Annotated in this window: 30 protein-coding genes; 15 read left to right on the forward strand and 15 right to left on the reverse strand. The window is 68.9% G+C overall.

Annotated elements, in window-relative coordinates:
* The first annotated feature begins 4 nt into the window (after positions 1-4).
* Together argH and KBY95_RS15210 are read left to right on the forward strand one after the other, a co-directional pair.
* Positions 5-1,405: an argininosuccinate lyase gene (argH, locus tag KBY95_RS15205; protein ID WP_254966131.1), complete on the forward strand. Its 1,401-nt coding sequence runs from the start codon at positions 5-7 to the stop codon at positions 1,403-1,405.
* A 104-nt stretch (positions 1,406-1,509) separates the two neighbouring features.
* The gene (locus KBY95_RS15210; protein WP_254966132.1) at positions 1,510-2,040 is read left to right on the forward strand and encodes an RNA-binding protein; all 531 of its coding nucleotides are present in this window, start codon (positions 1,510-1,512) and stop codon (positions 2,038-2,040) included.
* 28 nt (positions 2,041-2,068) lie between these two features.
* On the opposite strand, the gene dusA is transcribed toward KBY95_RS15210, so the two are convergent.
* Entirely contained in the window at positions 2,069-3,058 is a 990-nt protein-coding gene (gene dusA, locus KBY95_RS15215; RefSeq protein WP_254966134.1) for a tRNA dihydrouridine(20/20a) synthase DusA, read from the reverse strand.
* Positions 3,059-3,097: 39 nt separating this feature from the next.
* On the opposite strand from dusA, the gene KBY95_RS15220 reads away from it, so the two are divergent.
* Complete coding sequence (locus tag KBY95_RS15220) at positions 3,098-4,384, forward strand: NAD(P)/FAD-dependent oxidoreductase (RefSeq protein WP_254966136.1); 1,287 nt, start codon at positions 3,098-3,100, stop codon at positions 4,382-4,384.
* On the opposite strand, the gene KBY95_RS15225 is transcribed toward KBY95_RS15220, so the two are convergent.
* From KBY95_RS15225 to KBY95_RS15235, 3 genes are read right to left on the reverse strand one after another with little or no spacing between them, the layout of a single operon-like run.
* Entirely contained in the window at positions 4,366-5,616 is a 1,251-nt protein-coding gene (locus KBY95_RS15225; protein WP_254966138.1) for a type II secretion system F family protein, read from the reverse strand. The two genes, KBY95_RS15220 and KBY95_RS15225, sit on opposite strands and share 19 nt — an antisense overlap.
* Before the next feature lie 8 nt (positions 5,617-5,624).
* Positions 5,625-6,704 (reverse strand): type IV pilus twitching motility protein PilT, encoded by a 1,080-nt coding sequence (locus tag KBY95_RS15230; RefSeq protein ID WP_315858945.1) that lies wholly within the window; start codon positions 6,702-6,704, stop codon positions 5,625-5,627.
* A 4-nt stretch (positions 6,705-6,708) separates the two neighbouring features.
* On the reverse strand, positions 6,709-8,166 hold the full coding sequence (locus tag KBY95_RS15235) for a GspE/PulE family protein (protein WP_254966140.1): 1,458 nt from the start codon (positions 8,164-8,166) through the stop codon (positions 6,709-6,711).
* A gap of 109 nt (positions 8,167-8,275) precedes the next feature.
* Between KBY95_RS15235 and grpE the strand changes: the two genes are divergently transcribed.
* The 4 genes from grpE to rsgA are packed head-to-tail and all read left to right on the forward strand — an operon-like array spanning position 8,276 to position 11,424.
* The gene (grpE, locus tag KBY95_RS15240; RefSeq protein ID WP_254966141.1) at positions 8,276-8,995 is read left to right on the forward strand and encodes a nucleotide exchange factor GrpE; all 720 of its coding nucleotides are present in this window, start codon (positions 8,276-8,278) and stop codon (positions 8,993-8,995) included.
* Positions 8,995-10,119: a molecular chaperone DnaJ gene (gene dnaJ, locus KBY95_RS15245; protein WP_254966142.1), complete on the forward strand. Its 1,125-nt coding sequence runs from the start codon at positions 8,995-8,997 to the stop codon at positions 10,117-10,119. The genes grpE and dnaJ overlap by 1 nt, the downstream gene beginning before the upstream one ends.
* On the forward strand, positions 10,116-10,361 hold the full coding sequence (locus KBY95_RS15250) for a sulfurtransferase TusA family protein (RefSeq protein WP_254966143.1): 246 nt from the start codon (positions 10,116-10,118) through the stop codon (positions 10,359-10,361). The genes dnaJ and KBY95_RS15250 overlap by 4 nt, the downstream gene beginning before the upstream one ends.
* Positions 10,351-11,424, forward strand: a complete 1,074-nt coding sequence (gene rsgA / locus KBY95_RS15255) for a ribosome small subunit-dependent GTPase A (protein ID WP_254966144.1) — start codon at positions 10,351-10,353, stop codon at positions 11,422-11,424. Before KBY95_RS15250 ends, rsgA begins: the two co-directional genes overlap by 11 nt.
* Here the strand turns inward: rsgA and KBY95_RS15260 are convergent.
* Genes KBY95_RS15260 through murC form a run of 3 tightly spaced genes read right to left on the reverse strand, consistent with a single transcriptional unit; the run spans position 11,399 to position 14,126 of the window.
* A complete protein-coding gene (locus tag KBY95_RS15260; protein ID WP_254950123.1) occupies positions 11,399-11,740 on the reverse strand; it encodes a YbaB/EbfC family nucleoid-associated protein in 342 nt (113 codons plus the stop codon). The genes rsgA and KBY95_RS15260 overlap by 26 nt on opposite strands.
* A 27-nt stretch (positions 11,741-11,767) precedes the next feature.
* Positions 11,768-12,661 (reverse strand): UDP-N-acetylmuramate dehydrogenase, encoded by an 894-nt coding sequence (gene murB / locus KBY95_RS15265; protein ID WP_254966145.1) that lies wholly within the window; start codon positions 12,659-12,661, stop codon positions 11,768-11,770.
* 4 nt (positions 12,662-12,665) lie between these two features.
* Positions 12,666-14,126: a UDP-N-acetylmuramate--L-alanine ligase gene (gene murC, locus KBY95_RS15270; protein ID WP_254966165.1), complete on the reverse strand. Its 1,461-nt coding sequence runs from the start codon at positions 14,124-14,126 to the stop codon at positions 12,666-12,668.
* Between the two features lie 180 nt (positions 14,127-14,306).
* Here murC and KBY95_RS15275 point away from each other — a divergent pair, with 180 nt between their 5' ends.
* Positions 14,307-15,329, forward strand: a complete 1,023-nt coding sequence (locus KBY95_RS15275; protein WP_254950126.1) for a type I glyceraldehyde-3-phosphate dehydrogenase — start codon at positions 14,307-14,309, stop codon at positions 15,327-15,329.
* Between the two features lie 15 nt (positions 15,330-15,344).
* Here KBY95_RS15275 and thiL read toward each other — a convergent pair whose 3' ends face one another.
* A complete protein-coding gene (gene thiL / locus KBY95_RS15280; RefSeq protein ID WP_254966146.1) occupies positions 15,345-16,367 on the reverse strand; it encodes a thiamine-phosphate kinase in 1,023 nt (340 codons plus the stop codon).
* Positions 16,360-17,451, reverse strand: a complete 1,092-nt coding sequence (locus KBY95_RS15285; RefSeq protein ID WP_254966147.1) for a peptidylprolyl isomerase — start codon at positions 17,449-17,451, stop codon at positions 16,360-16,362. Before KBY95_RS15285 ends, thiL begins: the two co-directional genes overlap by 8 nt.
* A gap of 111 nt (positions 17,452-17,562) precedes the next feature.
* On the opposite strand from KBY95_RS15285, the gene efp reads away from it, so the two are divergent.
* Both efp and accB read left to right on the forward strand, forming a co-directional pair.
* The gene (gene efp / locus KBY95_RS15290) at positions 17,563-18,123 is read left to right on the forward strand and encodes an elongation factor P (protein WP_254966148.1); all 561 of its coding nucleotides are present in this window, start codon (positions 17,563-17,565) and stop codon (positions 18,121-18,123) included.
* A gap of 5 nt (positions 18,124-18,128) precedes the next feature.
* Positions 18,129-18,623 (forward strand): acetyl-CoA carboxylase biotin carboxyl carrier protein, encoded by a 495-nt coding sequence (gene accB, locus KBY95_RS15295; protein ID WP_254966149.1) that lies wholly within the window; start codon positions 18,129-18,131, stop codon positions 18,621-18,623.
* Here accB and pdxA read toward each other — a convergent pair.
* On the reverse strand, positions 18,620-19,615 hold the full coding sequence (pdxA, locus tag KBY95_RS15300) for a 4-hydroxythreonine-4-phosphate dehydrogenase PdxA (RefSeq protein WP_254966150.1): 996 nt from the start codon (positions 19,613-19,615) through the stop codon (positions 18,620-18,622). The genes accB and pdxA overlap by 4 nt on opposite strands.
* A gap of 27 nt (positions 19,616-19,642) precedes the next feature.
* On the opposite strand from pdxA, the gene KBY95_RS15305 reads away from it, so the two are divergent.
* Positions 19,643-19,825: a hypothetical protein gene (locus KBY95_RS15305; RefSeq protein WP_254966151.1), complete on the forward strand. Its 183-nt coding sequence runs from the start codon at positions 19,643-19,645 to the stop codon at positions 19,823-19,825.
* Here the strand turns inward: KBY95_RS15305 and KBY95_RS15310 are convergent.
* A complete protein-coding gene (locus KBY95_RS15310; protein WP_254966152.1) occupies positions 19,783-20,718 on the reverse strand; it encodes an NAD-dependent epimerase/dehydratase family protein in 936 nt (311 codons plus the stop codon). The genes KBY95_RS15305 and KBY95_RS15310 overlap by 43 nt on opposite strands.
* Before the next feature lie 34 nt (positions 20,719-20,752).
* On the opposite strand from KBY95_RS15310, the gene KBY95_RS15315 reads away from it, so the two are divergent.
* Positions 20,753-20,995, forward strand: a complete 243-nt coding sequence (locus KBY95_RS15315) for a serine protease inhibitor (RefSeq protein ID WP_254966153.1) — start codon at positions 20,753-20,755, stop codon at positions 20,993-20,995.
* On the opposite strand, the gene KBY95_RS15320 is transcribed toward KBY95_RS15315, so the two are convergent.
* Positions 20,941-21,378, reverse strand: coding sequence for an HNH endonuclease (locus tag KBY95_RS15320; RefSeq protein ID WP_254966154.1), 438 nt, complete (start codon positions 21,376-21,378; stop codon positions 20,941-20,943). The genes KBY95_RS15315 and KBY95_RS15320 overlap by 55 nt on opposite strands.
* A gap of 96 nt (positions 21,379-21,474) precedes the next feature.
* Between KBY95_RS15320 and KBY95_RS15325 the strand changes: the two genes are divergently transcribed.
* Positions 21,475-23,061 (forward strand): DEAD/DEAH box helicase, encoded by a 1,587-nt coding sequence (locus KBY95_RS15325; RefSeq protein WP_254966166.1) that lies wholly within the window; start codon positions 21,475-21,477, stop codon positions 23,059-23,061.
* Positions 23,062-23,077: 16 nt separating this feature from the next.
* Here the strand turns inward: KBY95_RS15325 and KBY95_RS15330 are convergent, their stop codons facing one another.
* The 3 genes from KBY95_RS15330 to KBY95_RS15340 form a co-directional block, all read right to left on the reverse strand.
* Positions 23,078-23,383: a hypothetical protein gene (locus KBY95_RS15330; RefSeq protein ID WP_254966155.1), complete on the reverse strand. Its 306-nt coding sequence runs from the start codon at positions 23,381-23,383 to the stop codon at positions 23,078-23,080.
* A 100-nt stretch (positions 23,384-23,483) separates the two neighbouring features.
* Entirely contained in the window at positions 23,484-23,936 is a 453-nt protein-coding gene (locus KBY95_RS15335; RefSeq protein ID WP_254966156.1) for a DUF6554 family protein, read from the reverse strand.
* A gap of 63 nt (positions 23,937-23,999) precedes the next feature.
* Positions 24,000-24,521 (reverse strand): AbrB family transcriptional regulator, encoded by a 522-nt coding sequence (locus KBY95_RS15340; RefSeq protein WP_254966157.1) that lies wholly within the window; start codon positions 24,519-24,521, stop codon positions 24,000-24,002.
* Positions 24,522-24,632: 111 nt separating this feature from the next.
* On the opposite strand from KBY95_RS15340, the gene KBY95_RS15345 reads away from it, so the two are divergent.
* Together KBY95_RS15345 and KBY95_RS15355 are read left to right on the forward strand one after the other, a co-directional pair.
* The gene (locus KBY95_RS15345) at positions 24,633-24,929 is read left to right on the forward strand and encodes a hypothetical protein (RefSeq protein WP_254966158.1); all 297 of its coding nucleotides are present in this window, start codon (positions 24,633-24,635) and stop codon (positions 24,927-24,929) included.
* A gap of 464 nt (positions 24,930-25,393) precedes the next feature.
* On the forward strand, positions 25,394-25,660 hold the full coding sequence (locus KBY95_RS15355; protein WP_254966160.1) for a hypothetical protein: 267 nt from the start codon (positions 25,394-25,396) through the stop codon (positions 25,658-25,660).
* Positions 25,661-25,787 lie beyond the last annotated feature (127 nt).

Raw genomic sequence — 25,787 nt, forward strand, 5'->3', positions numbered from 1 at the left:
CGTGATGGCCGCTGACCCCTCCCCCACCACCTGGAGCGATCGCTTCGAGCAGGGTCTGCATCCGGCGATCGAGCGGTTCAATGCCTCGATCGGCTTCGACATCGCCCTGCTTCAGGAGGACCTCGACGGCTCCATCGCCCACGCCCGCATGCTGGGCAGCTGCGGCGTGATCACCCCGGAGGAGGCTGAGCGCCTGATCGAGGGGCTTGAGGCCATCCGGGCCGAGGCGGCCGCCGGCAGCTTCACGCCGGGGCTTGAGGCGGAGGACGTGCATTTCGCCGTGGAACGGCGGCTGATCGAACGGCTTGGCTCCCTCGGCAAGAAGCTGCACACCGGCCGCAGCCGCAACGACCAGGTGGGCACCGATCTGCGCCTGTGGCTGCGGCGCCGCATCGACCACATCGATGCCGGCCTGGTGCGCTTCGAGCGGGCCCTGCTGGCCCAGGCGGAAGCCCACTCCGACACCCTCATCCCCGGCTACACCCATCTGCAGCGGGCCCAGCCGGTCTGCCTGGCCCATCACTTGCTGGCCTATGTGGAGATGGCCGAACGGGACCGGCAGCGCCTGGCCGACGTGCGCCGTCGCGTCAACATCTGCCCCCTCGGGGCAGCGGCCCTGGCGGGGACGTCGGTGCCGATCGACCGCCGCCAGACCGCCGCGGAGCTGGGCTTTGAGGCGATCTACGCCAACAGCCTCGACGCGGTGAGCGATCGCGATTTCGCCGTCGAGACAATGGCGGCGCTGTCTTTGGTGATGGCCCACCTCAGCCGCCTGGCGGAGGAGGTGATCCTCTGGGCCAGCGAGGAGTTCGGCTTCGTGGGGCTCACCGACCGCTGCGCCACCGGCAGCAGCCTGATGCCGCAGAAGAAGAATCCCGATGTGCCCGAACTGGTGCGCGGCAAGAGCGGCCGCGTCTTCGGCCACCTGATGGGACTTCTGACGATGATCAAGGGTCTGCCCCTTGCCTACAACAAGGACTTCCAGGAAGACAAGGAAGCCCTGTTCGATGGGGTGCGCACCTGCCTCGATTGCCTGGAAGCGATGGCGGTGCTGTTCGAGGAGGGGCTGGAGTTCCGCCCCGCCCGGCTGGAGGCCGCCGTGGCCGCCGATTATTCCAATGCCACCGATGTGGCCGACTATCTGGTGGCCCGGGGGGTGCCCTTTCGGGAGGCCTACCAGCTCGTCGGTGGGCTGGTGAAGGCCTGCCTTGGGGAGCAACGGCTGCTGGCTGATCTGCCCCTGGAGCGCTGGCAGGAGCTGCATCCCTCCTTCGAGGCGGACATCCACCAAGTGATTGCGCCGCGGCAGGTGGTGGCGGCCCGTCGCAGCGAGGGCGGCACCGGATTCGACAGGGTGGCCGAGCAACTGCGGCAGGCCCGGGAGCGTCTCGATACGACCCCCTGAGGCGCGTCTGATGCACCCTTGAGGTGCTTCGGAATCGCACGTCTGCGTCTAACGTTGGGGAGTCTCAGGCGCCTGAGCGCCCCATCGGTCCCCCTCATCGGTCAGTGAGTATTTTCGTCGGCAATCTTCCCTTCCGCGCTGAGCAGGAGGACGTGGCTGAACTGTTCGCTCCCTTCGGAGCCGTGGTCAACTGCTCCCTGCCGCTGGAGCGTGACACCGGCCGCAAGCGTGGTTTCGCTTTTGTCGAAATGGCCGACGCTGATACGGAAACGCGGGCGATCGACGCCCTTCAGGGCGCTGAGCTGATGGGCCGTCCCCTGCGCATCAACAAGGCCGAACCCCGCAGTGGTGGCGGTGGTGGTGGCGGCGGTGCCCCGCGCCGGGGCGGCGGCTATGGCGGAGGTGGCGGTGGTGGGTATGGCGGTGGAGGTGGCGGCGGCTATGGAGGTGGCGGCGGTGGCGACCGTGGGTCCGGTGCCAAGGGCTGGGAGGACCGCAGCTACGGCGGTGCTGGCAGTGGCGGTGGTGCCGCCCCCGATGCCTTCGAAGCGGGCCGTTCCCGCCGGCGCCGCACCGGTGGCGGCGGTGGTGAGTACGGCGGTGGCGGCGGTGATTATGGCGGCGCTGAAGTCTGAGGAGCGGCGGGCCGTGGGCTGATCCGCGTCACAGGCCCCGTTCCTCCAGCTGCCGGGCGGCGGCCGCCAGCACCTCGGGGCCGGCACCGGCCCGGCCGGCCTCCCTGGTCAGCCAGCCGCGCCAGCCGCGCGCTCCGCTGACCCCTTCCACCACCTGCACCAGGTGCCGGGCGATGGGCCATAGCCGTCCGCCCGCGGCGCACCAGCGCTCGGCGTGGGGCAGCACGCCCCTGAGCACCGTCGAGGCTCGGGCCTCCCCGGCGCCCCCATCCCCGAAGATCTGCCCGTCCACCCCCGCCCAGCGCAGCGGGTGGGCGTAGGCGGCCCTGCCCACCATCACACCATCCACCCAGGCGAGCTGCTCCCGGCAGGGTGCGAGCTCCTCAAGGCCGCCGTTCAGTTCGATCCGCAGCTCCGGGCGCTCCCGCTTGAGGCGATGCACCAGATCCCAACGCAGGGGAGGCACGGTCCGGTTCTGCTTCGGATCGAGGCCGTTCAGCCAGGCCTTGCGGGCATGGACGGCGAAGCGGGCGGCGCCGGCCGCGGCCAGGGTGTCCACGAACACCAGCAGTTCGGCGTAGGAGTCGCGCTCGTCGATGCCGATGCGGTGCTTGACCGTCACCGGCAGGGGTGTGGCCGCCGCCATCGCCGCCACGCAGCGGGCCACCCGCTGCGGCTCCGCCATCAGGCAGGCCCCGAAGCGGCCCTGCTGCACCTTTTCGCTGGGGCAGCCCAGGTTGAGGTTGATCTCGTCGTAGCCCCAGGCGGCCCCCATCCGGGCGGCCTCGGCCAGCAGCTCCGGGTCGTCGCCCCCCAGCTGCAGGGCCAGGGGGTGCTCAATCGGATCGAACCCCAGCAGTCGCTCCAGCCGCTGCTGCCGCTCCCCCATCCGGGAGGCGGAGCCGTCCTGGGCGATGTGGTGCAGCGCCCGGGCCACCACCATCTCGGAGTAGAGCAGGCAGTGCCGACTGACCTGCCGCATCAGCACCCGGAAGTGCCGATCGGTGCAGTCCAGCATGGGCGCCACACTGAAGCGGTAGTTGTGCTCCATCGCCCCATGCTGCCCAGCCGTGCCTCCGTGGTGGTGGTGGGAGGTGGTCCGGCGGGCTTCATGGCCGCCATTGCGGCCGCCGAAGCTGCCGGCGGTCGCTTCCCCGGGGGGGTGCTGCTGCTGGAGTCCACCCCCGAACCGCTGCACAAGGTGCTGATCAGCGGCGGTGGCCGTTGCAATGTCACCCATGCCTGCTGGGATCCGCGCGTCCTGGTGGACCATTACCCCCGTGGTGGTAAGGCCCTGCGGGGGCCCTTCTCGCGCTTCGCCACCGCCGACACCGTGGCCTGGTTCCAGGCCCATGGCCTCCAGCTGGTGGAGGAGGCCGACGGCCGCCTGTTTCCCCGCTCCAATCGCTCCTCCTCGGTGGTCGACACCCTGCGCCAGGCGGCGATCGCCGCAGGGGTGGTGCTGCACACAACCCAGGCGGGCCAGACGGCCCAGGCCCTCCCCGGCGGGGGGTTCCGGCTGCGGTTGCGCTCGGGGGCCGAGGTGGTGGCCGAGCACCTGGTGCTCGCCACGGGCAGCCACCCCAGCGGCCACCGCATCGCCGCCTCCCTGGGCCATGGCCTGGTGGCGCCTGTGCCCTCCCTGTTCACCCTCACCCTGGCCGACCACCCCCTGGTGGACCTGGCCGGGGTGGCCATGGATCCGGTGCAGCTGGAGCTTCTACTGACGCCTTTGCCGGGACCCGCCACCAACGCCACCAAGCCCCTGCGGCAGCGGGGGCCGGTGCTGATCACCCACTGGGGCCTCAGCGGCCCGGCCACCCTGCGGCTCACGGCCTTCGCTGCCCGTGTCCTGCGGGAGCGCCGCTACCGCGCCGAGCTCCGGGTCGATTGGACCGGTGGCCGCAAGCCGGCGGAGCTGGAGGGGTGGTTCGCCGCCGCCCGCCGCGACCAGGCCCGCCGTCAGCTCGGCAACTGGCGCCCCTGGCCCGACCTCAGCCGCCGCCTCTGGCTGCATCTGCTGGCCCAGGGCGGCGTGGAACCCACGTTGCGCTGGGCCGATCTGCCCCGCCGCAGCGAGCAGGCCCTGATCACCGCCCTGCGGGACAGCCGCTACCGCATCTCAGGCCGGGGGCCCTTCGGCGAGGAGTTTGTGACCGCCGGTGGCATCCCCCTGGCGGAAGTCAACCTGGCCTCGATGCAAAGTCGCCTCCAGCCGGGGCTGTTCCTGGTGGGGGAGCTGCTGGATGTGGACGGGGTCACCGGCGGCTTCAACTTCCAGCACTGCTGGAGTTCGGGCTGGCTGGCGGGACAGGCGCTGGCGGCTCAGCGCACGTGCTCGTAGATGGAGAACATCGGCAGGTACATCGCCAGCAGAACTGATCCCACGATGATGCCCACCAGCACGATCATGGCCGGCTCCAGCATGGAGGTCATGGCCTTCACCATGGTGCTCACCTCGTCTTCGTAAAAGTCGGCCACTTTCGAAAGCATGGCGTCCATTTCTCCGGTTTCCTCTCCGATGGCGAGCATGTTCACGCACATTTCCGGAAACACATTCTTCATCCGCAGGGCGGCACTGAGCGGCATGCCTTCACTCACCTCGTTCTTGCAGGAGATGATGGCATCGGAAATCACGGAGTTGGTGGCTGTTTCCCTCACGATCTCAAGGGAAAGAAGGATCGGCACACCTGCTTTGGACAAGGAACTCAGGGTGCGGCAGAACTGGGCACTGGCCGATTTAACGAGCAGCTCTCCGAACAGGGGCAGCTTCAGCAGCAGCCCGTCGATCTGACGGCGGCCGATCGGGGTGTTGTAGGTGGCGACCACCCAGAAGGCAATGCCCACCAGGGCTCCGACCAGGATCAGGGCCTTCCAGGAGCGCAGGAAATTACTCAGATTGAGCATCATCTGGGTGAACAGGGGCAGTTCCGCCCCCAGCTGGTCGAAGACGCTCGAAAAGGTCGGGATCAGGAAGATGGTCATGCCCAGGAACACCGCGATCGCAATCACCAGCACGGTGACCGGGTAGCTCATGGCCCCCTTGATCTGGTTCTGGAGCTTGGCGTTGTCCTCCAGCAGCTTGGCCAGGCGCTTGAGGGTGTCGTCAAGAACCCCGCCGGCTTCCCCCGCCTCCACCAGGGCGATGCTGAGGTTGTCGAACACCTTCGGCCAGCGGCGCATGGAGTTACCCAGGCTGTCGCCCTGGTTCACGTCCTGGGTCATGCCCGCCAGGGCCAGGCGCATCTTGGTGGACTTCTGCTGCATCCGCATCAGGTCGAGGCTGCGCAGGATGGGCACGCCCGCGTCAACCAGGGCGGAGAGCTTGTTGGCGAACAGGGCCTTGTCCCGGATCGTCACCGGGCCCTCCAGCAGGTCGGCCAGACCACTGAAGGAGGAGTTCGCTTTCTTGACGCCCCCCTGGGGTATCTTCGGTGCCTCCTTGCGCACCAGGGTGTTCGGCAGGATGCCGCGGCGGCGCAGTTCCCTCCGCGCCACGGAAGGGTTGTCCGCCGTCAGCGTCATCTCCCGGCGCTGGCCGGACCTGGTGGTGTAGGTAACGACGAAGGCGGTCATGGCGTTCCTCAGCGGTCGAGAAGCCGCACGAGCTCCTCGGGTTTGGTGGTTTTCATCAGGGCCTCGTCGCGGCTGACCTTGCCGTCCTCCACCAGATTGGCGAGGGCGCGTTCAAGGGTCTGCATGCCCTGGCTGGCGCCTGTCTGGATCTGGGAATAGAGCTGGGAACTCTTTCCTTCCCGGATCAGGTTGGCGATAGCGGGAGTATTGATCATGATCTCCTGGGCCATCACCCGGCCGAAGGCCCCGTTGGAGGTGGGCTCGGCGCTCTTGCAGAGGGTCTGGGAGAACACGGCCAGGAGACTGCCGCTCAGCTGCACTCTGATCTGGGTCTGCTGCTCGGCTGGGAACACATCCACCATCCTGTCCACGGTCTGGGAGGCGGAACTGGTGTGCAGGGTGGCGAAGACGAGGTGGCCGGTTTCGGCGGCGGTGACCGCCAGCTGGATCGTCTCCAGGTCGCGCAGTTCCCCCACCAGAATCACGTCGGGGTCTTCACGCAGGGCCGCTCGCAGGGCATTGGAGAAACTGCGGGTGTCCTCGTTGAGTTCTCTCTGGTGAATGATCGACTTGTTGTTCCTGTAGGTGAATTCGATCGGATCCTCGATGGTGAGGATGTGCTCCGAACGGGTGGCGTTGATGTGCTCGATCAATGAGGCCAGGGTGGTGGTCTTGCCGGAACCGGTGGGACCTGTGACCAGGACGAGGCCCTTGGGCTTGGTGCTGATCTCCTCGACGATGGGCGGTAGCCCGAGTTTCTCCAGGCTGGGGATGGAGCTGCCAAGCGCCCGCAGGCAGGCTGCGTAGGTGCCCCTCTGGCGGTAGACGTTGATGCGGAAACGGGCAACGCCCTTGAGGCCGTAGGAGCAGTCCAGCTCCCAGTTCTGTTCGAGATTCTTGCGCTGGGCGTTGTTGAGCAGGGAGAAGATCAGCCGGTTGCAGCTTTCCTCGCTGAGCTTGGTGTCCTGGACGATCGGCCTCAGCTGACCGCTGAAGCGGCCGTAGGGCGGATTGCCTGCGGACAGATGCAGGTCGCTGCCTCCGGCCTTGACCAGTTCCTGCATCAGGTCCTCGATCAGAAGGTCCACGTGCTCAGCTCCGAACGCTCAGACAGTAGGGACATTCCAACCATTCGTCCTCAAGCCCGGCGCCGCAGCTGCGGCAGGTGAGGGTGCTCAGGGCCCGGGCCCGCCGCTCCGATTCCAGGCCCGTGTCGGTGAGCAGCATCCGTTCCACCTCTTCAAGGGTGGTCAGCCCCTGCCGCACCAGGTCAAGGCCATAGCCCAGCAGGGTTTTCATGCCGCTTTCCAGGGCCAGGCGGCGAAGCTCTTCGGTCGTCGACCGCTTGGCCACGGCGGCGGAGAGGGTCTCGTTCATGCGCAGGATCTCGTAGACCCCCACCCGGCCCTTGTAGCCCCGCCCCTGGCAGGTGCTGCAGCAGCCCTCTGAGCCCGGCAACACCGTGTTGGCGCGGTAGAACGTGATGTCGCTCTCGTCGGAGGCCACCAGGCCGAACCGGGCCAGCTCTCCGTGGTGCGGGTGGTAAGAGATACGGCACTCGCTGCACAGGCGGCGCAGCAGTCGCTGGGACACCACCCCCAGCAGCGAAGCGCTCACAAGGAAGGGCTCCATCCCCATCTCATCGAGCCTGGCGAAGGCGCTGGCGGCGTCGTTGCAGTGCAGGGTGGTGAGCACCAGGTGGCCGGTCAGGGCCGCCTCAATGGCCGTGCGGGCGGTTTCCAGGTCGCGGGTCTCCCCCACCAGCAGCACGTCGGGGTCCTGCCGCATGAAGGCGCGCAGGGCAAGGCTGAAGTCGTAGCCCTTCTCCCGGTTCACCTGGGTCTGGGTGATGCCCTGGAGGGTGTACTCGATCGGGTCTTCGACCGTGGAGATGTTGATTGTGGGGTCGTTGCGCTCCGAAAGCAGGGCGTAAAGGGTGGTGGATTTGCCGGAGCCGGTGGGTCCGGTGACCAGAATCATGCCGAAGGGCTTGGAGCCGATGTCCCGCAGGGTCTCCCTGGCCTCGTCGTCGGTGATCAGGCTGTCCAGGCCCAGCTGGGTGGCGCCGCTGTCGAGCAGCCGCAGCACCACCTTCTCGCCGTAACGGCCCGGCAGCGTGCTGACCCGGAAATCGATCGTGCGCTCACGGAAGGTGCGGCGAATCCTGCCGTCCTGGGGCATCCGCCGCTCGGCGATGTCCAGGTCGGCCATGATCTTGAAGCGAGAGGTCACCGCAGGGATCAGGGTGCGGGGCAGCTTGTCGATGCTGCGCAGGACGCCGTCCTGGCGGAAACGGATCAGCAGGCCGTCTTCCTGCGGTTCGACGTGGATGTCACTGGCGCCGGTGGTGAGTGACTCGACCAGGATCCGGTCCACCAGGCTCATCACCGGGGAAATCCCCTCACCGGTGCCGCTGGCTTCGAGGTCCTCGGTTTCCGGTGCGATCTGGCCGCCGGGGGTGGCAGCCTGGCCCAGGTCGAGATCGCGGAACAGGGACGTGTGCTCCGCGCCGGTGACCTGCGGACGCTGGGTGAGACCTTCTGATGGCATCGACGGAGATCGGGAGCGAAGCCTGGGGCCGAGGTGCGGGCTTCCACCGCTTGTGGAGAGGGCTCCTCGGCATTCAACATAACTGGATCTGACATCCCTGCCAGAACGCATGACCGGCGACATCACTCCCCCCCATGAGGAACAGATCGATCCCCGGGAGGGCGCGGTCGACGCGGCCCGGGTGGAGGCGCTCCTCGAGACCCTGCAGGCGACCCCCGACGCCGAAGCCGCCGGGACGGTGGCTGATCAGGGTTCCCAGGCCCCGCCATCCCCCGACGCAGAGCCTTCTGAGCGCCTCGGCCAGCTCGAGGCCGAACTGGCCGCCCTGCGCAGCGAGAACGAGTCGCTGCGGGGCCAGTACATGCGCATCGCCGCCGACTTCGACAACTTCCGCAAGCGCCAGAGCCGCGACAAGGAGGATCAGCGCCTGCACATCACCTGCACGACCCTCACCGAGATCCTGCCGGTGGTCGACAACTTCGACCGGGCCCGCCAGCAGCTCAATCCCCAGAGCGAAGAGGCCCAGAACCTGCATCGCAGCTATCAGAACCTCTATAAACAATTGGTTGATGTGTTCAAGCAGCTGGGGGTTTCGCCGATGCGGGTGGAAGGCGAACCCTTCGATCCCAGCCTTCACGAAGCCGTGCTGCGCGAACCCAGTGAGCAACACCCGGAGGACGTGGTGATCGAGGAGCTGCAGCGGGGCTACCACCTCGATGGACGCGTGCTCAGGCACGCCCTGGTCAAGGTGTCGATGGGGCCCGGCCCTTCCGGCGCCACCGGCCCCGCCGCAGTCCCGGCTCCCCCCAGTGAGGGGCAGTCCGACTGATGGCCGATTACTACGAGCTGCTCGGTGTCGGCCGGGATGTGGATGCCGACAGCCTCAAGAAGGCGTACCGGCGTCTGGCCCGCCAGTACCACCCGGATGTCAACAAGGATCCGGCGGCAGAGGATCGCTTCAAGGAGATCGGCCGGGCCTATGAAGTGCTCAGCGATCCCCAGGCCCGGGCCCGCTACGACCAGTTCGGCGAGGCCGGCCTGGGCGGTGGCGGCGGTATGCCCGACATGGGCGACATGGGGGGCTTCGCCGACCTGTTCGAAACCTTTTTCAGTGGCTTCGGTGGGGCCGGGGGCGCTGCCGCCGGTGGCGCACGTCGCCGCGGACCGCGCCAGGGCGACGATCTGCGCCTCGATCTCACCATCAGCTTCAGCGAGGCCGTCTTCGGCAGCGAGAAGGACGTCCAGATCCGCCACCTCGAGACCTGCACCACCTGCAGCGGCTCGGGGGCCAAGGCGGGCAGCGGCCCCACCACCTGTGGCACCTGCGGCGGCGCCGGCCAGGTGCGACGGGCCACCAGGACACCCTTTGGCAACTTCACCCAGGTGGCGCCGTGCCCCACCTGCGAAGGCACCGGCCAGGTGATCGCCGATCCCTGTTCCGCCTGCGGCGGTCAGGGCCTGCAGCAGGTGCGCAAGAAGCTCCGCATCAACATCCCTGCCGGTGTCGACTCGGGCACCCGGCTGCGGGTTGGCCAGGAGGGCAACGCCGGCCAGCGGGGTGGCCCGGCGGGTGATCTCTACGTCTTCCTCACGGTCCAGGCCCACCCCCATCTGCGCCGGGATGGGGTCACGATCCATTCCGAGGTGTCGCTCAACTACCTCCAGGCGATCCTGGGCGACACGATCGAGGTGGAGACCGTCGACGGTCAGGAGCCGCTGGTGATCCCCCCCGGCACCCAGCCCGGGGCCGTGATCACCATGCAGGGCAAGGGAATTCCGCGCCTGGGCAATCCGGTGGCCCGCGGCAATCATCAGTTCACCATCAAGGTGCAGCTGCCCACCAAGCTCAATGGTGAGGAGCGACAACTGCTCGAGCAACTCGCCGGCCACCACACCAGCAAGGGCCAACGCCACCACCACAAGAGCGGCCTGTTCGGCGGCCTCTTCGGTTGAACGACCCGGTGGCCCTCGATCTGCGGGGCACCGCCTGCCCGGTCAACTTTATCCGGGCACGTCTGGCCCTGGAAACGCTGCCATCGGGGGGCTGGCTCCAGATCGACCTGGATCCAGGTGAACCGGAGCAGATGGTGGCCGAAGGTCTGCGCTCTGAGGGTCACACGGTGCAGACGGTCGTCCCCTCGCCGTTCGCCGCAGGGGAGGGGGTTCGGCTTCTGGTGCGACGGGATGGGGGCTGAGCCGCTGCCGGGTCGGGTGGTCGCCCTGCAGGCCAACTACTGCCTGGTGGCCCTTGAGGGGCCCTCCGAGCTCGGCGACGAGGGCCGCCTGCTGTGCACCCGCCGCTCCCGGCTCGACAAAAGCGGCCAGCAGGTGTGCGTCGGAGACCGGGTGACGGTGGCGTCCATCGACTGGCGGGCGCGGCGGGGGTCGGTGGTGGGTTTGGAGCCCCGCCACAATCTGCTGGAGCGGCCGGCGGTCGCCAACGTCAGCCGGGTGTTGGTGGTGGTGGCCGTGGCTGAGCCGGGTCTCGATCCCCTGCAGCTCACCCGGTTCCTGATCACCGCGGAGGCCACCGGCCAGGCGGTGCAGGTGGTGCTGAGCAAGGCCGACCTGCTGCCGGCGGCCGAGGTGCAGGCCTGGTGTCGCCGGCTGGAGGGCTGGGGCTATGCAACGGTGGCGATCTCCTCGCGCACCGGGGCTGGCCTGTCGGCGCTGCGGAGCCACCTGGGGCAGCCGGGCATCGCCGTGCTCTGTGGCCCTTCCGGGGTGGGCAAGAGCAGCCTGCTCAATGCCCTGGTCCCCGCCCTGGAGCTGCGCGTCGCTGCCGTGTCCGGACGGCTGCGCCGGGGACGCCACACCACACGGCATGTCGAACTGTTTGCGTTGGCTCCGGGGGCCCTGGTCGCCGATTCACCGGGCTTCAACACCCCCGCCCTGCCCGGCGACCCCCACAGCCTCGCGGCGGCCTTCCCGGAGCTGCTGGCCCGGCTCAGGGCCTCCCCGTGCCGTTTCGCCAACTGTCGCCACCAGGGGGATCCCGGCTGTGCCGTGGGGGACACCTGGGACCGTTACGCGATTTACGGCCGCTGCCTGGAGGAGGTGGAGGCTTTGGCGGGGGCCCGCTCCCGCGCCGGTCAGACGCGGGCGGGGGATGGCGGTCTGCGTCAGCGGGGCGACCGCCTCGAGCCCCTGCTCGATCCCCAGCTGCGCCGTTCCTCCCGCAGCACCCGGCGTCAGGCGCTGGAGCAGAACCTGACGGCGCTGGATGGGGACGTCAGTTCCCCAGACCGGGAAGATTGAGATCAAGGCCACCGGTGAGGGTTTCCATCCGTTCACGCATGGTGGTGGTGGAGAGCTCGTAGGCGTTGCAGAGGGCCGCCAACACGGCCGCTTCCACGGTTTCGGCGGGTTCGCCGAGCAGTTCGGGGCTCAGCGCCACCCGCAGGGGCTGCTGGTTGCCGGTGAGCCAGACACTGGCGCGGCCCTCAGGATCGCTGCCCTGCAGCTCCATCGCATCAAGCTCTTCCTGGAGCTTCTGGGCGTCCTGCTGAATCTGCTGGGCCTTGCGGAAGGCCTCGGTCAGCTGTCCGAAGTTGGGAAGTCCGAAGCCGGCCATGCCAGAGGGTCAACGTAGGAGCTCAGGCTAGAACCCCAGCCGTTTGACTTCTGGATGCAGGCGCACGCCGCAGCCTTCCAGCACCCGCTGCTGCACCAGCCGGATCAGGGCGTCGATGTCGGCGGCGGTGGCGGAGCCGGTGTTGACGATGAAGTTGGCGTGGATCGGCGACACCTGGGCCTCGCCGATGCTCAGCCCCTTGAGGCCAAGGGATTCGATCAGCTGCCCCGCCTTGAGCGGCTCCGGGTTGCGGAACACGCTGCCGCAGCTGGGTTGCTGGTAGGGCTGGGTGCTGGTGCGGCTCTGCAGGTTGGCGCTGGTGCGGGCCGTGAGGGTCGCCGGGTCGTGGCCGGGCTCCAGCCTGAACCGGGCCGAGAGGACCAGCAGAGGCTCGTCCTGCAGACGGCTGTGGCGGTAGGCGAAGGCCAGATCGGCGGCCTCCAGGCGGAAGGGGGCCTCGGGCCTGCGCGGATCCAGCACCCATACCGAGGCGAGCCATTCAGCGGTGCAGCCCCCCTGGGCGCCGGCGTTCATCACCACGGCCCCACCCACCGTGCCAGGGATGCCCACGGCCCACTCCAGCCCCCGCAGGCCGCTGCGGGCGGCCTTGCGGGCCAGGGTGGGGATGGGCTCGCCCGCCTCCGCCTCCACCCAGCCCTCTCCGGGATCCAGGCGGCTGCCCTGCAGGCGGCGGTTGCACAGGGTGAGGCCGTCGAGGCCGCTGTCGGCAATCAGCAGGTTGGAGCCAGCGCCGATGCAGCGGAAGGGCAGGCCCGCGGCCGCCGCCCAGGCGGCGTGGGCGATCAGGGCCTCCTGGTCGGCGGGTTCGGCGAACCAGGCGGCGGGCCCCCCGACCTTCCAGGTGGTGAACTCCCGCAGGGAGACCGATGGACGCGGTTGGCTGAACGGGGCCGTGACCATCCCCTCAGGCCACCAGTGCCGAGGGATGTTCGCGCTCATCGAAGGCCCCCAGGCGCTCCCAGAGGCTGTTGATGTCGCCGGCCCCCATGGCCAGCACCAGGTCGCCCGGGCCGGTGCCGCTGGCCACCAGCTCCGCCAGCCCCTCCATGCTGACCGCCACCGCCACCGGCAGGTCGGGGGCGAGGGCCCGCAGCGCCTCGGCGAGGGCCGGGCTGGAGATCCCCGCCATCGGGGCCTCGCCGGCGGCGTAGAGGGGTGCCAGCAGCACCGCATCGGCGTGGATCAGGGCGGCGGCGAAGTCGTCCAGGAACTGGGCGGTGCGGGTATACCGATGGGGCTGGAACACCGCCACCAGCCGGCGGGGCACCAGCGGCAGTGGACTGCGGCCGCTGTCCACCATCAGCCGGGCCATGGCCAGGGTGGCCGCCACTTCGCTGGGATGGTGGGCGTAGTCGTCAACGATCGCCCGGTCCTGCCAGAGGCCGCGGCAGTCGAAGCGGCGCCCGGGGGGACGCAGGCTCGCCACCGCCTGGCGCAGGTCCTCGAAGGGCACGCCCTCAAGTCGACAGGCCGCCATCGCCGCCACGGTGTTGCTCAGGTTGTGGCGGCCAGGCAGGGGAACCTCCAGGGTGCCCAGGGTCACCCCGTGCTCATACCAGGTGGCCAGGGTGCCGTCACCCCGCTCCTCCAGGGGGATGGCGGCGAAGTCCACCGCCTCGTTGCTGCAGGTGGACCACCAGCTGGCGGCCTGGAAGTGCTCCCGCAGCACCGGGCAGTCCCGGTTGGCCAGCAGGGTCGTGCAGCCGCTGGCGAAGCGCTGCAGGGTGGCCACCAGCGAAGCCAGGTCCGGGTAGTGGTCGGTGTGGTCGAGTTCGACGTTGGTGAGCAGCCCGAGCCGGGGGGTGAACTTCACCAGGGAGCCGTCCGATTCGTCGGCTTCCGCCACCAGTAACCGCCCCTGGCCATGGCGGCCGTTGCTGCCGAAGGCCGGCACGATGCCGCCGATCACGGCGGTGGGGTCCTCGCCGACGGCCTCCAGCAAGGTGGCGATCAGGGTGCTGGTGGTGGTTTTGCCGTGGCTGCCGGCCACGGCAATCGAGGGCTGGTCATTGATCAGGGCCGCCAGCACGTCGGAGCGGTGCACGATCACCAGTCCGCGCCGCCGCGCCTCGGCCAGTTCCTCATTGGCGGCGGGCACCGCTGAGCTGATCACCACGAGAAGGGCCGACGCGGCTCCGCCCTGGGTCTCCTCCAGCCCAGCCATCACCGCGGCGATGGTGGCGGCGGTCTGCTCCTGAAACACCCGCACCCCAGCGGACCGCAGCCGCTCCAGCACCGGGCTGGGACGGGGATCGGAGCCGCTCACCTGGAAGCCCCGTTCCGCCAGGATCCCCGCCAGGGCGGACATGCCAATCCCACCGGCCCCGATGAAATGGAGCGGCTGACGGCGATCAAGCTTTGGGATCAAGGGGGACTCCAGGCCTTGCCGAAAATAACGGCAGGTCCCCCCTCCCCCCTTTGCGGGATACTGCGCTTTGCCGACCGTCCGATCCGGGGCCTGTGGCTGCGGGAAAGAGCAGGACCCCATTTCTGTATGATCGGCAGCCAAAATCCCCCTTGCTAGCGGATTCCACCGCTTTCTGCCATGACCTTGCGCGTTGCGATCAATGGATTTGGCCGAATCGGTCGGAACTTCATGCGCTGCTGGCTCAGCCGCGGTGAGAACACTGGCATCGAAGTTGTCGGTCTGAACGACACGTCCGATCCGAAGACCAACGCCCACCTGCTCCAGTACGACACGATGCTTGGCCACATCCGCAACGCGGAAGTGAGCTACACCGATGACACCATCGTCGTGAACGGCAAGCCGATCAAATGTTTCTCTGATCGCAATCCCCTCAACCTTCCCTGGAAGGAGTGGGGCGTGGATCTGGTGATCGAAGCCACCGGCGTCTTTATCGACCAGAAGGGAGCTGGAAAGCACATTGAGGCCGGCGCCAGCAAGGTGCTGATCACGGCGCCGGGCAAGGGGGAAGGCGTCGGAACCTTCGTGGTGGGCGTGAACGCCGATCAGTACCGCCACGAGGATTTCGACATCATCAGCAATGCCAGTTGCACCACCAACTGCATGGCGCCGATCGTGAAAGTTCTCGACCAGAGCTTTGGGATCGTCAAGGGCATGATGACCACCACCCACAGCTACACCGGTGACCAGCGCATCCTCGATGCCAGCCATCGCGATCTGCGCCGTGCCCGTGCGGCCGCCGTCAACATCGTCCCCACCTCCACCGGCGCCGCCACGGCTGTGGCCCTTGTTTACCCGCCGATGAAGGGCAAGCTCAATGGCATTGCCATGCGCGTTCCCACCCCCAACGTTTCGGTGGTCGACCTCGTCCTTGAAGTGAGCCGCGGCACCACCAAGGAAGAAGTCAATGCCGTTCTTCAGGAATCCTCCATGAACGGGATGAAGGGGATCATCAAGTACTGCGATCTGCCCCTGGTCTCCACCGATCACGCCGGCACCGATGAATCCACGATCGTGGATGCCGACCTCACCCTGGTGATGGGCGACAACATGGTGAAGGTGATTGCCTGGTACGACAACGAGTGGGGTTACAGCCAGCGTGTCGTCGACCTGGCCGAAGTGGTGGCCCGCAACTGGAAGTGAGTCTGCGCGCTGGGTTCAGTTGAAATGCTGGAAGCTGGCTGAACGGGGGGCGATGGCTCCTCCCCTGTTTGACCAGGCCAGGGGGCCATCCACACGGGGGGCCTCCAGAGAGCCGATGCAGTGGCAGCCGGGCAGTTTGTCCACCAGGGCTGTCGCCCAGGCCGGCTCCAGAGCCAGCACCAGTTCGAAATCTTCACCTCCCCAGAGGCACCAGTCTTCGGCGGCGGCCAGGCCCTCCAGTTCCGCGGCCAGGGGCAGTGCTTCGCGCTTCAGCAGGGCTGTGCAGCCGCACGCCACCGCCAGGCAGGTGGCTGCCGCCGCCAGGCCGTCGCTGCTGTCGCAGCCGGCCACGCGCCAGGGCAGGGCTTCAGGCCGGCTGGAGCCAAGGGCCGCCACCGCATCGAAACGGGGCACGGGCCGCCGATGGGCGCGGACCGCTCGTTCCTGGATGGCTGGCGCCAGGGCCGGGAGCGGCTCCCCCCGCAGAAGGGCCAGGCCCAGGCGGCTGAGGCCATGGACACCGGTGCAGACCAGCTGGTCGCCTGGCTGTCCGTCCCCACGCCGGATCGGCCCGCCGCAGCCGTGGCCCAGCCGGCCAAGGGCGGTGATGGCCAGCAGCCGCTGGCGGCCGCCGCTGCAGTCTCCCCCCAGCAGCACGCCCCCATGGGCGCCCAGCAGCTCCGTCAGGCCGGCGTAGGCCCCCTCCACCCAGGCCCAGGGGGTGTGGCCCGGGGCCACCAGGCCCACGGTCAGCCCCACGGCGTCGCGGCAGCCCATGGCCGCCAGATCGGAGAGGTTGGCGGCGGCGGCCCGCCAGCCCACATCCCTGGCGCCCATCGTGGCGGGGCTGAAATGGACGTCCTCCACGAGCACGTCGGTGTTGACCACAAGCTGGAGATCGCCCCCGCCGCTCGGGCCGAGCAGGGCTGGGCCCAGCAGGGCGGCGTCATCGCCGAACTGGCCCCGGGGGGCGAAGACGCCGAGCCGCCGGATCAGCTCCGTTTCACCCAGTTCCGCCAGGGTGGGCCCCTCAGGCATGGGGGCGCAGGTTGTCGGCCCCTTCGATCACTGTGGCCTTGACGATGCCGTCATCGGCGGTGAGCTCCTCGAGCACGTCCAGGCCCTCGACCACGTAGCCGAAGGCGGCATAGCGCCCGTCGATCAGGTTGAGGCCGGCGGGGGTCAGTTCCGGCTCGAACAGGAACAGGAAGAACTGGGAGGAGCCGTCGCCCAGGGCCTCGTCGGAGTGGGCCCAGCCCAGGGTGCCCTTGCTGGCGAAGGGCAGCACCGGCTCGGCCTTGAACAGGCCCAGATCCTCGAAGGTCTGGTTGTAGAAGGGGGCCTCCTCGCCGGGCACCTTGATTTCCAGGGGTACCTGGCGTTCCTGCTTGGTGGCCGGATCCACGTAGCCCGTCAAAGGGCCGGTGGGATCACCGGTCTGCAGCACGTAAAAGTCTTCGGCGCGGTTGAACGTCAGGCCGTCGTAGAAGCCGCGTTGGCTCAGATCCACGAAGGCGCCGGCGGTGAGGGGCGCGTTGTAACCGTCCACGACGGTGATCAGGTCGCCTTTGGTGGTGGTCAGCCGCACGGTGGCGCGGCCGAGCAGCCGTGGCAGGGCATCGAACTCCGGCGGGATCGCGAAGGGGAAGGGGCCCACCAGCAGACCTTCGGCGCGGCCGATGTCGGCCAGGGCTTCGCGGCGGGCCGCCAGGAACTGGTCCCGGTCCTGGGCTTCGCCCGCGGCGGCCAGATCCTGCAGATGCGCCGCGGCGTCGGTGAGCAGGGCTTCAGCGCTGGCCCGGTCGGCGGGATCGAAGCTGGCCAGGATCCTCTCCCGGCTGCTGCCCAGCTGGGACTCAGCCCGACGCACGGACCCGGTCAGGCTGGTCCAGCGCTTGGCCCGCAGGTCGTCGCTGGTGTCCTCCAGCCGGTGCTGCAGCTTCTGAAGATCGCCCTGGTCGATGGGCAGGGCATTGCGCAGCAGGGCGGTCGGATCACTGACGGCGTTTCCCTGGGGCAGGTAGGCCCAGGCGGCGGGGACCGCGAGCAGCAGGGTCAGCAGGAGGGCCAGGCTGGCCCCCAGCGTGGTGGTGAACCCGGTGGGCCTGCGTCGCCGGTCCATGCTTCCCTTGTGACTGCCTGGACTTTGGCACAACCGGCCCTGGCCTCCCCCACCACGGCGCAAGGGCGGGCCTGTAGCCAGACGTACAATCCCCCGATCCGATCCGCCGGAATGATCTCCAGCAACGACTTTCGTACCGGCACAACGATCGAACTGGATGGCCAGGTCTGGCGCGTTGTCGAGTTCCTGCATGTCAAGCCCGGCAAGGGGTCGGCCTTTGTGCGCACCAAACTCAAGGGCGTGCAGAGCGGCAACGTGGTGGAGAAGACCTTCCGCGCCGGGGAGACCATGCCCCAGGCCCAGCTGGAGAAGGCGACCCTTCAGCACACCTACATGGAAGGTGATGATTACGTCTTCATGGACATGGCCTCCTACGAGGAGACGCGTCTGACCGCCAAGCAGATTGGTGACGGCCGCAAATACCTCAAGGAAGGAATGGAGGTGAGCGTCGTCTCCTGGAACGGCAAGCCCCTGGAGGTGGAGCTACCCAATTCGGTGGTGCTCGAAGTCACCCAGACCGACCCCGGCGTCAAGGGCGACACCGCCACCGGTGGCACCAAGCCCGCCATCGTCGAGACCGGCGCCCAGGTGATGGTGCCCCTGTTCATCACCATCGGCGAGAAGATCAAGGTCGACACCCGCACCGACAGCTACCTGGGCCGGGAGACCTGATCGCCATGCAGCTCGATCACGACCAACTGCGTCAGTTGCTGGCCCTTCTCGGCGAGAGCGACATCCAGGAGCTCAAGCTCGAGGGCGACGATTTCCGTCTGGAGGTGCGCCGCAACCTGCCGTCCCCCGCACCGGCCACGGTGACCATGGTGCAGGCCCCGGCAGGGCCGCCACCGCTGGAGCCTGGGCCCGCCGCCCCGGTCGGCGTCGTCCCAGGCCCCTCGGCGCCGCCGCCCCCGGCCGCCTCGGTGCGCAGCGACCTGCAGGCCGTCACCGCCCCGATGGTGGGCACCTTCTACCGCTCCTCGGCACCGGGCGAAGCCGCCTTCGTGGAGGTGGGCAGCCGCATCAGCGCCGGTCAGCCGATTTGCATCCTTGAGGCGATGAAGCTGATGAACGAGCTGGAATGTGAGTTCAGCGGCGAAGTGGTGGAGATCCTGGTGGAGAACGGCACCCCGGTGGAATTCGGCCAGGTGCTGATGCGGATCAAGACGGGCTAACCCAGGTCCCAGGCGGTGCGGATCGCCGCCGCCATGCTGTCGGCCCGGGCCACGCCCCGGCCGGCGATCCCGAAGGCCGTGCCGTGGTCGGGGGAGGTGCGCAGGAAAGGCAGCCCCAGGGTGGTGTTGACGGCGGCGTCGAAGGCCAGCAGCTTCACGGGGATCAGCCCCTGGTCGTGGTAGAGCGCCAGGTAGCCGTCCGCCCCCTCGCCTTCGCCTCTCCAGGCCGCCGCCGCTTCCAACCAGCAGGTGTCCGGGGGCATGGGCCCCTGCAGCCGCACTTCCGGATGCAGATCCTGCCAGTGCCGCAGGGCGGGGATCAGCCAGTCCTGCTCCTCTCGGCCCAGATGGCCCCCTTCCCCTGCATGGGGGTTGAGGCCCGCTACCACCAGCCGCGGCTGGGCCTCAAACCGCTGGCAGAAGGCCAGCAGGGCCTCCAGCCGACGAACCACCAGCTCCGCTGTGAGCCGGCCGCTCACCTCGGCCAGGGGGATATGGGTGGTGGCCAGCAGGGTGTTGAGCCGCCAGCCGCCCCCGGGAGCCAGGGCAGTGAACAGCATGCCGGCGTCGGCGCTGCCGGTGAGCTCCGCCAGCCGCTCCGTCTGGCCGGGATAGGCATGGCCGGCTGCCTGCCAGCTGGCCTTGGCGATCGGGGCGGTCACCAGGGCCCGGCCGCCGCCGGCCCCCACCAGCTCCACGGCCCGTGTCAACCAGGCGAAGCTGGCAGCGCCGGCGGCGGGACTGCTGACCCCGGGGACGACCGGCTGCTCCAGGGGGACATCTTCCAGGGCAAAGTCGTCGGGCTCGGCCAGGGGGGCGTCGCTGCACGCAAGCAGCTGGCGATGACAGTCGCGCAGCCAGCTGGCACAACCCACCAGCACTACCTTCTGGCCGGCGGGGCGCGGCCGGGCGAGGGCCTTGAGGGTCACTTCGGCGCCGATGCCGGCGGGATCCCCCAGGGCGATGACAAGGCGATCCGCTGTAGTTTTCATGCCATCGGACGTTGTCGGGGTCGGTCCATGTTCCGCTTGCTGATCCTGGGGGCGCTGCTGCTGGGTGGTGGGGTCGCCTTCCGCAACGAATGGATCGTGGTGGACTGGCAGAAGATGGGCAAGGACACGGGCGCTTCCAACCTGCTGGATCCAGAGATGTTCGGTGCTCAGAAGAAGTCGCCGCTGCAGGACGACAGGCCCTCCCGGTAGGTGGGGTAGAGGAGGCGGTAGCCGAGGTCCTCACGGAGAAGCCGGCTGCTGGCCCGTCGATTCTCGCTCCAGAAACTGCGGGCCATGGATCCCAGGCTGGATTCCACGTCCGTGTAGCGCTGCACCTCCGGCAGCCGGCAGCCCAGCAGGTGGGCGGCCAGGCCCAGGATCTCGCTGGAGGGGCACGGGAAGGTGTCCGCCAGGATCAGGGTGTCCGGCCGGGCCTGGGGCGCCAGGGCGATGCTGTGCAGCACCGCACCGACGATGTCGTCGACGTGCACCCGGGAGAACACCTGGCCCGGTTTGTGGATCAGCCGCGCCGTGCCGTTGCGCAGGCTCAGCATCGGATTGCGGCCCGGTCCGTAGATGGCCGGCAGCCGCAGCAATTGCACCGGCAGGCCGCTGCGCCGCCAGGCCTGCTCGCAGGCCAGCCGGGCCCGGCTCCGCTCGAGCAGCGGCTGGGTGGGGCTCGTTTCGTCCACCCAGGCACCACCGGTGTCGCCGTAGACCCCGGTGGTGGAGAGGTAGCCCACCCAGGCCGGCTCCAGGCGCCGCAGCTGGGCTTCAAGCGACTCCAGCACCGGATCCCGGCCGCCGGCATTGGGTGGGATCGTCACCAGCACATGGCTGACCCCGGCCAGGTCCGCCTGGGTGGGCAGCGCCCCCTGGTCGGGATCGAAGTGCAGCCAGCCCGGGTCGTGGCCGCTGGGGGAGGGCTGGCGGTGGGTGAGCAGCACCGGCACGCCGGCCGCCTCCAGCGCCTGGGCCACACGCCGCCCGGTGTAGCCCCCGCCGAGCACCAGAAGTCGGCTGATGGAGGCAGCAGCAGCGGGCAGCGCCGGGTGATCGATTTGATCGGCAACGGTAACCGGGTTGACAATTGGCGTCGTCATCAGTACATCTGTATCACTGTCTGTTTCCCATCCCGTGACCACCTCGTCATTCGGAGCCAGTCTCCCTGTCGGCCTCGCACCGGCGCGACCTCTCAACGGCAGCCCCCTCAATGGCAGCCCCCGTCTGGCCTCGGTGCCTCGCTCGCGGGCCGCCACCCCCCTGCTGCTGGCCGTGGGGCTGGTGCTGGGGGCGGTGTTGCTGGCGCCGGAGCAGCCCCGCGATCAGGAGGCCATCTGCCACCGCCACAACGGCGTGGAGGCCTGCCGGGTCTGGTGAGTCACTTCAGCTTCGGCCGCCGTGGCCGTCTCCGGTTCAACGGGCGCCACCCACTGGAGCAGGCGCAGGGCCAGGCGCAGGTCGCCATCGGTCCAGGCCCGCAGGGCCATCGCCCGGCGTGGGTCGTAGAAGGTCTGGCTCCGGTACCAGGTGAAGGCGTCGCTGTCGCCCTTGCGGCCGTTGCAACCCAGGCAGGCCGGCACACAGTTTTCGGTGATGCTCTCGCCGCCGCGGCTGAGCGGATGCACGTGGTCGATGGATTCCGAGGCCTCGCCGCAATAGAGGCAGCGGCGCCCGGTCATCCGGTGCAGCGACTGTCGCCATCGTCGCGCTCGCAGCTTGGGGCAGAGATCTTCGAGAAAGACTCCATCCCTGGCCTGCATCAGCGCGCCTCGGTTGGCGGAAGTTTGCCCTCAGCGCCCCGGGTGTCAATGTGTTCTTGATTGCTTTTTGCCGCTTTGGTCTCCCCCCTGGTGCAGATGCGCCTGGGCGCCTCGGGTCTGATCGAAGTCGTCAGCCCCTTCGATGCGGTGACCCAGGCGCAGCTGCGGGCCATCCGCCCCCGTGGGCATTGGCTCAGCCGCCGTGGCTGCTGGCAGTTCCCCCTGGAGGCGGCCGCGGCACTGCAGCGGCAGTGCGCCGGTCGCATTCCGGTCACGGCGGAACTGGACCAGTGGTTCACCTGGCTGGGGCAGCCCCTGCCCCCTCTGCCCCCGCACCGGGCCCTGGTGGCGGCGGCCGCCGCCGACGAGGCGTTGCCCGATGGCCGCCGGCTGTTCCGCCACCAGCGGCAAGCGGTGCGCTGGTTGCTGGCCCGGCGCGGGGCTGTGCTGGCCGATGCGATGGGCCTCGGTAAGACCCTCACGGCCCTGGTGGCCGGTCGTGCCCTGGTGCGCCTGGCCGACTGCCGGCTGGTGGTGGTGGCCCCGGCGGGGCTGCACCACCACTGGCGGCAGGAGGCGGCGGGGCTGGGTCTGCGCCTGGAGGTGCACAGCTGGGCCCGGTTGCCCGCCGAGCTGCCGGCCGCCGGCACGGTGCTGATCGCTGATGAGGCCCATTTCGCCCAGACCCTCCACGCCGCCCGCACCCAGGCGTTCCTGCGGCTGGCCCGCCATCCGCGCCTGCGGGCGATCTGGCTGCTCACCGGTACGCCGATGAAGAATGGGCGGCCGGTCCAGTTGTTTCCCCTGCTGGCGGCCATCGGCCACCCCCTCGGGGCCGACCAGCGCCACTTTGAGGAGCGCTACTGCCAGGGGCACTGGCGAGAGCAGGGGGGGCGGCGGATCTGGCAGGCCAGTGGTGCCAGCCAGCTGGAGGAGCTGCAGCGGTTGGTGCGGCCCTTGGTGCTGCATCGGCGCAAGGGGCAGTGCCTCGACCTGCCGCCCAAGCAGCGGCTGGAGCGGCCCGTGAGCCTCGACGCCGAGGCCGCCGAAGCCTTCGAGCGGGCCCTGCAGGAGCGGATCGACGACTACCGCCGCCGGGCCTGGGCCGGCGAGGTGCGCCGCGATGCCGAAGCCCTGGCCGTGTTCACGGCCCTGCGCCAGATCGCCTCCTATCACAAGCTGGCGGCCACCACCGAGCTGGTGGCCGCGCTGCTGGGCGGCGGTGAAGCGGTGGTGGTGTTCACGGCCTTCGTGGCCACCGCCCTGGCCCTGCACCGACAGCTGGGCCAGGGGGACGACGCTGGTCCCCTGGTCGGCGCCGTGCCCCCGGCTCGACGGCAGAGGCTGGTGGACGCCTTTCAGTCGGGCCGCAGCCCCGTGCTGATCGCCACCTATGGCACCGGGGGCCTGGGCTTCACCCTGCACCGGGCCCGGCACGTGGTGCTGGTGGAGCGACCCTGGACCCCGGGCGACGCCGAGCAGGCCGAGGACCGCTGCCACCGGATCGGCATGGGGGCCGCGCTCACCAGCCACTGGCTGCAGCTGGGCGTCGCCGATCGGCTGGTGGACGATCTGATCGCCAGCAAGGCCGAGCGGATTTCCCTGCTGCTGCAGGGTCGTGACGCCCTGCGCCGCCAGCAGGCCCTGCCGGCGCTGGTGCGCCAGTGGCTCGAGCGCGGCTAGGCCGTGCCGCGGCTCCTCAGCCGCCTTGACCGGCGGGGCCGTCTTCGCTGCAGCTGCGCTGCCGAACTTCCAGGTCCTGGCGCAGGATCGGGTCCAGGTTGGTCTTGGGCACCCCGGCCGTCAGGGTGATGGCCTGGGCGATGTCCCGGCACGCGGCGGCGGTGTTACCGGCCAGGGTGTGCAGCAGGAACCGCTCGTTCAGCGGGCCGGGATCTTTCGGGAAGGCGGACACCACCTTGTCGCACTGCTGCAGGGCGCTGGGGAGATCCTCCAGGTTCACCGAGCGCAGGCAGTCCTCGCGGGTGATGGGCCGCTGGGGCAAGGGCTGCTCAACGCAGCCAGCAAGCAGAAGGGCCAACAGCAGCACCAGAGGCGGCCGTCGGCTCTGCTGGGGTGCGTTGGAGGCGTTCCGGCCGGGCCGCTCAGTTGTAACGCTCACTCCGGGTCATGCCGCTGTCACCAGCCTTACCACCGCCGACGACCGAGATGGAGGTCGGGCTGGGTTCGGGGCTGGTGGCGGTCGTGCCGGAGGAGCGCGGTGCATACAGATCCCCGAGGAACCGGCCGCAATCGGGGAAGGTGCTGGGGTTCTGGACCACCGCCTCGGTGATCATCACCGCGGCATGTTCGGGGGATGTCTTGAACATCCCGGCGCTCTGGCGCTTGATCAGGGCGTAGGAGGCCGTCCAGCTGACTTCGTGGACATTGCCGTTGTTGCGCATGAAGCAATACACCTGGGCGCCCTTGCCCCCGGGCCCGTCAATGTTGTTGCCGGCGTGGGCGCTCTGGGCGGTGCCGTTGGCGGCCAGCAGGCCGACTGCCGCCCCCAGGACGAGGGGGCCCAGTCGGCGTGGGAGAAAGTGGCGAGTGGCCATCGGACCGCAAGGGAAGAACAAGGTGGCCCAACGTATCGACCCCTGCGCTCCTGTCCAGGGTGGTCAGCCGCCCGGTGGAGCGGCAGCGGCGGGGAGCACCAGCCGCACCACCAGCGGCAGGATCACCAACACGGTGATCAGTCGCACCGCGTGCAGGGTGGCCACGGCCGCCCCCACGCCGAACTCCGCCCCCACGAGGCTCATGCCGCTGATGCCCCCCGGGGCCGCCCCCAGCAGGGCCACCACCGGGTCAACGCCCATCAGTCGGCTGCAGCCCAGGCCCACCACCAGGCCAGTGAGCACCAGGGTGAAGGTGATCAGGAGGGCGGGCCGCCACAGCTGACGCAGCTCCATCAGGGCCGTGCCGGTGAGGCCGGTACCGATCACCGTGCCGATGCCGATTTCCAGCAGGGTGCGGGACCCGAGCGGCCATTGGGCCACCTCGAGCCGGCCCGTCACGCTGACCAGGGCGGCCCCCAGCAGGGCCCCGGCCAGGGGAGCTGCCGGAATGCCGGTGCGCAGGGCCAGCAGACCACCGGTGAGTCCCGCCATCACATAAAGCAAGAGATGCCAGGGATGGTTCATCGCCGCTGAGCCTGATCAACAGGGCCCACTCTGGGAGATCCCTGCCACTGGTGCTTGAGAGGCTCGCCCGGGTGTGTTGTCATGCGGCTCAGAACAGTCGCTCTCCTTGTCATGGCCCCCGCCTCGGTGTCGTTCCGCATCAGCCGCAATGCCGAAGATCTCGCCGAAACCATCCATGCCCTCTCCCAGCGCCTGGTGACCCTGGAGCAGCGTCTGGCGGCGGTGGAACTGCAGGCGTCAAACCAGGCCCGCCCGGAGCCGGAAGAACTGGCCAGCCTCGACAACGTCGAGCGGCTGCTGCAGGACTGCCGCCATCTGCTGGAGATCGGCGTCAGCTCCGAGGCGCCCTCCGAGGCGCCCCCTGTCTATGAAAGCCCCGACGACGTCCCCTACCCCTCCGCCGCCTGAGTCCACGCACCCCCCTGGTCAGGGGTGTCAAAATGAAAAGAAAGCGGGCCATGGCTTTCCCCACCTCCCCTTACCAGTCCTCTTCCAGCCCCGTTCACGGGCAGAACTCGGCTTCACGTGCGGCCAGCCCTGCGCCTCACTGCCAGTTACGCAGCCATTCCCAGGAAGAAGGCGATCATCAGCTCGAGAAACTTGAGTTCGCCCTCGCTGTCGCCCTCACCCGGGGTGACGAGCAGCGCTCGGACCAGCTGCGCTGCCAGATTGCCGCCCTAGGGGGTAATCACGAGGAACCCGGCACCTGACAAGTCGGGGCCATCCCATCCCTTCCTCACGTTTTGACGCTCAGTTCCGTCCAAACGGGCGTCATCGATATGTTGTGGAGTAAGATCTCAAAACGAAGGGATCCGTTGGTTGCCAACTGACCCGTTGTGAATGTTTTCGATAGTGCGAAATCCTCGCTGATCATGATTGTCTCTAGCCCTTCTGCTCCCGTCACCCTGACGCTGGACGCTTCTGTACGTCCAAGGTCCAGCGTCTCGCCGCTGTCCGACCCCAGCGCTCGTCAGCGCCTGCTGCTCAAGGCGGCCACCCTCAACGAACAGGCGCGGATGGCGGCCCTGGAAGGTGAACTCGACGTTTCAGCCCGGGCGATCCTTGAGGCGCTCGACTGCGAACGGCGTGCAGGGGGTCTAGGTCTGCAGGTTCTGCAGTTGATCAAACCCCGGGCCTAAGAGACTGATGAAAAACCTGGCCAGCCGCGAGAGAATGGAGTAACGGCACTGAGCAGATGCGCGGCCAACAGGAGAGGACCGGCCCCCTGTTCTCCTACATCTCCACGGAGGAGCGCATCCCCAAGGC

The organism is Cyanobium sp. Aljojuca 7A6, assembly GCF_024346455.1.
GTDB lineage: Bacteria > Cyanobacteriota > Cyanobacteriia > PCC-6307 > Cyanobiaceae > Cyanobium.

What these genes read in the sequence shown, in the direction of transcription:
- KBY95_RS15310 (WP_254966152.1), bottom strand. Translation starts at nt 20,718, where the DNA reads ATGACGACGCCAATTGTCAACCCGGTTACCGTTGCCGATCAAATCGAT.
- KBY95_RS15225 (WP_254966138.1), bottom strand. Translation starts at nt 5,616, where the DNA reads ATGACCGCCTTCGTCGTTACCTACACCACCAGGTCCGGCCAGCGCCGG.
- KBY95_RS15305 (WP_254966151.1), top strand. Translation starts at nt 19,643, where the DNA reads ATGTTCCGCTTGCTGATCCTGGGGGCGCTGCTGCTGGGTGGTGGGGTC.
- KBY95_RS15320 (WP_254966154.1), bottom strand. Translation starts at nt 21,378, where the DNA reads ATGCAGGCCAGGGATGGAGTCTTTCTCGAAGATCTCTGCCCCAAGCTG.
- thiL (WP_254966146.1), bottom strand. Translation starts at nt 16,367, where the DNA reads ATGCCTGAGGGGCCCACCCTGGCGGAACTGGGTGAAACGGAGCTGATC.
- argH (WP_254966131.1), top strand. Translation starts at nt 5, where the DNA reads ATGGCCGCTGACCCCTCCCCCACCACCTGGAGCGATCGCTTCGAGCAG.
- KBY95_RS15355 (WP_254966160.1), top strand. Translation starts at nt 25,394, where the DNA reads ATGATTGTCTCTAGCCCTTCTGCTCCCGTCACCCTGACGCTGGACGCT.
- grpE (WP_254966141.1), top strand. Translation starts at nt 8,276, where the DNA reads ATGACCGGCGACATCACTCCCCCCCATGAGGAACAGATCGATCCCCGG.
- dusA (WP_254966134.1), bottom strand. Translation starts at nt 3,058, where the DNA reads ATGCTGGACTGCACCGATCGGCACTTCCGGGTGCTGATGCGGCAGGTC.
- KBY95_RS15335 (WP_254966156.1), bottom strand. Translation starts at nt 23,936, where the DNA reads ATGGCCACTCGCCACTTTCTCCCACGCCGACTGGGCCCCCTCGTCCTG.
- accB (WP_254966149.1), top strand. Translation starts at nt 18,129, where the DNA reads ATGCAGCTCGATCACGACCAACTGCGTCAGTTGCTGGCCCTTCTCGGC.
- pdxA (WP_254966150.1), bottom strand. Translation starts at nt 19,615, where the DNA reads ATGAAAACTACAGCGGATCGCCTTGTCATCGCCCTGGGGGATCCCGCC.
- KBY95_RS15220 (WP_254966136.1), top strand. Translation starts at nt 3,098, where the DNA reads ATGCTGCCCAGCCGTGCCTCCGTGGTGGTGGTGGGAGGTGGTCCGGCG.
- KBY95_RS15235 (WP_254966140.1), bottom strand. Translation starts at nt 8,166, where the DNA reads ATGCCATCAGAAGGTCTCACCCAGCGTCCGCAGGTCACCGGCGCGGAG.
- KBY95_RS15325 (WP_254966166.1), top strand. Translation starts at nt 21,475, where the DNA reads ATGCGCCTGGGCGCCTCGGGTCTGATCGAAGTCGTCAGCCCCTTCGAT.
- KBY95_RS15345 (WP_254966158.1), top strand. Translation starts at nt 24,633, where the DNA reads ATGGCCCCCGCCTCGGTGTCGTTCCGCATCAGCCGCAATGCCGAAGAT.
- KBY95_RS15285 (WP_254966147.1), bottom strand. Translation starts at nt 17,451, where the DNA reads ATGGACCGGCGACGCAGGCCCACCGGGTTCACCACCACGCTGGGGGCC.
- KBY95_RS15275 (WP_254950126.1), top strand. Translation starts at nt 14,307, where the DNA reads ATGACCTTGCGCGTTGCGATCAATGGATTTGGCCGAATCGGTCGGAAC.
- KBY95_RS15340 (WP_254966157.1), bottom strand. Translation starts at nt 24,521, where the DNA reads ATGAACCATCCCTGGCATCTCTTGCTTTATGTGATGGCGGGACTCACC.
- KBY95_RS15260 (WP_254950123.1), bottom strand. Translation starts at nt 11,740, where the DNA reads ATGGCCGGCTTCGGACTTCCCAACTTCGGACAGCTGACCGAGGCCTTC.
- efp (WP_254966148.1), top strand. Translation starts at nt 17,563, where the DNA reads ATGATCTCCAGCAACGACTTTCGTACCGGCACAACGATCGAACTGGAT.
- murB (WP_254966145.1), bottom strand. Translation starts at nt 12,661, where the DNA reads ATGGTCACGGCCCCGTTCAGCCAACCGCGTCCATCGGTCTCCCTGCGG.
- rsgA (WP_254966144.1), top strand. Translation starts at nt 10,351, where the DNA reads ATGGGGGCTGAGCCGCTGCCGGGTCGGGTGGTCGCCCTGCAGGCCAAC.
- dnaJ (WP_254966142.1), top strand. Translation starts at nt 8,995, where the DNA reads ATGGCCGATTACTACGAGCTGCTCGGTGTCGGCCGGGATGTGGATGCC.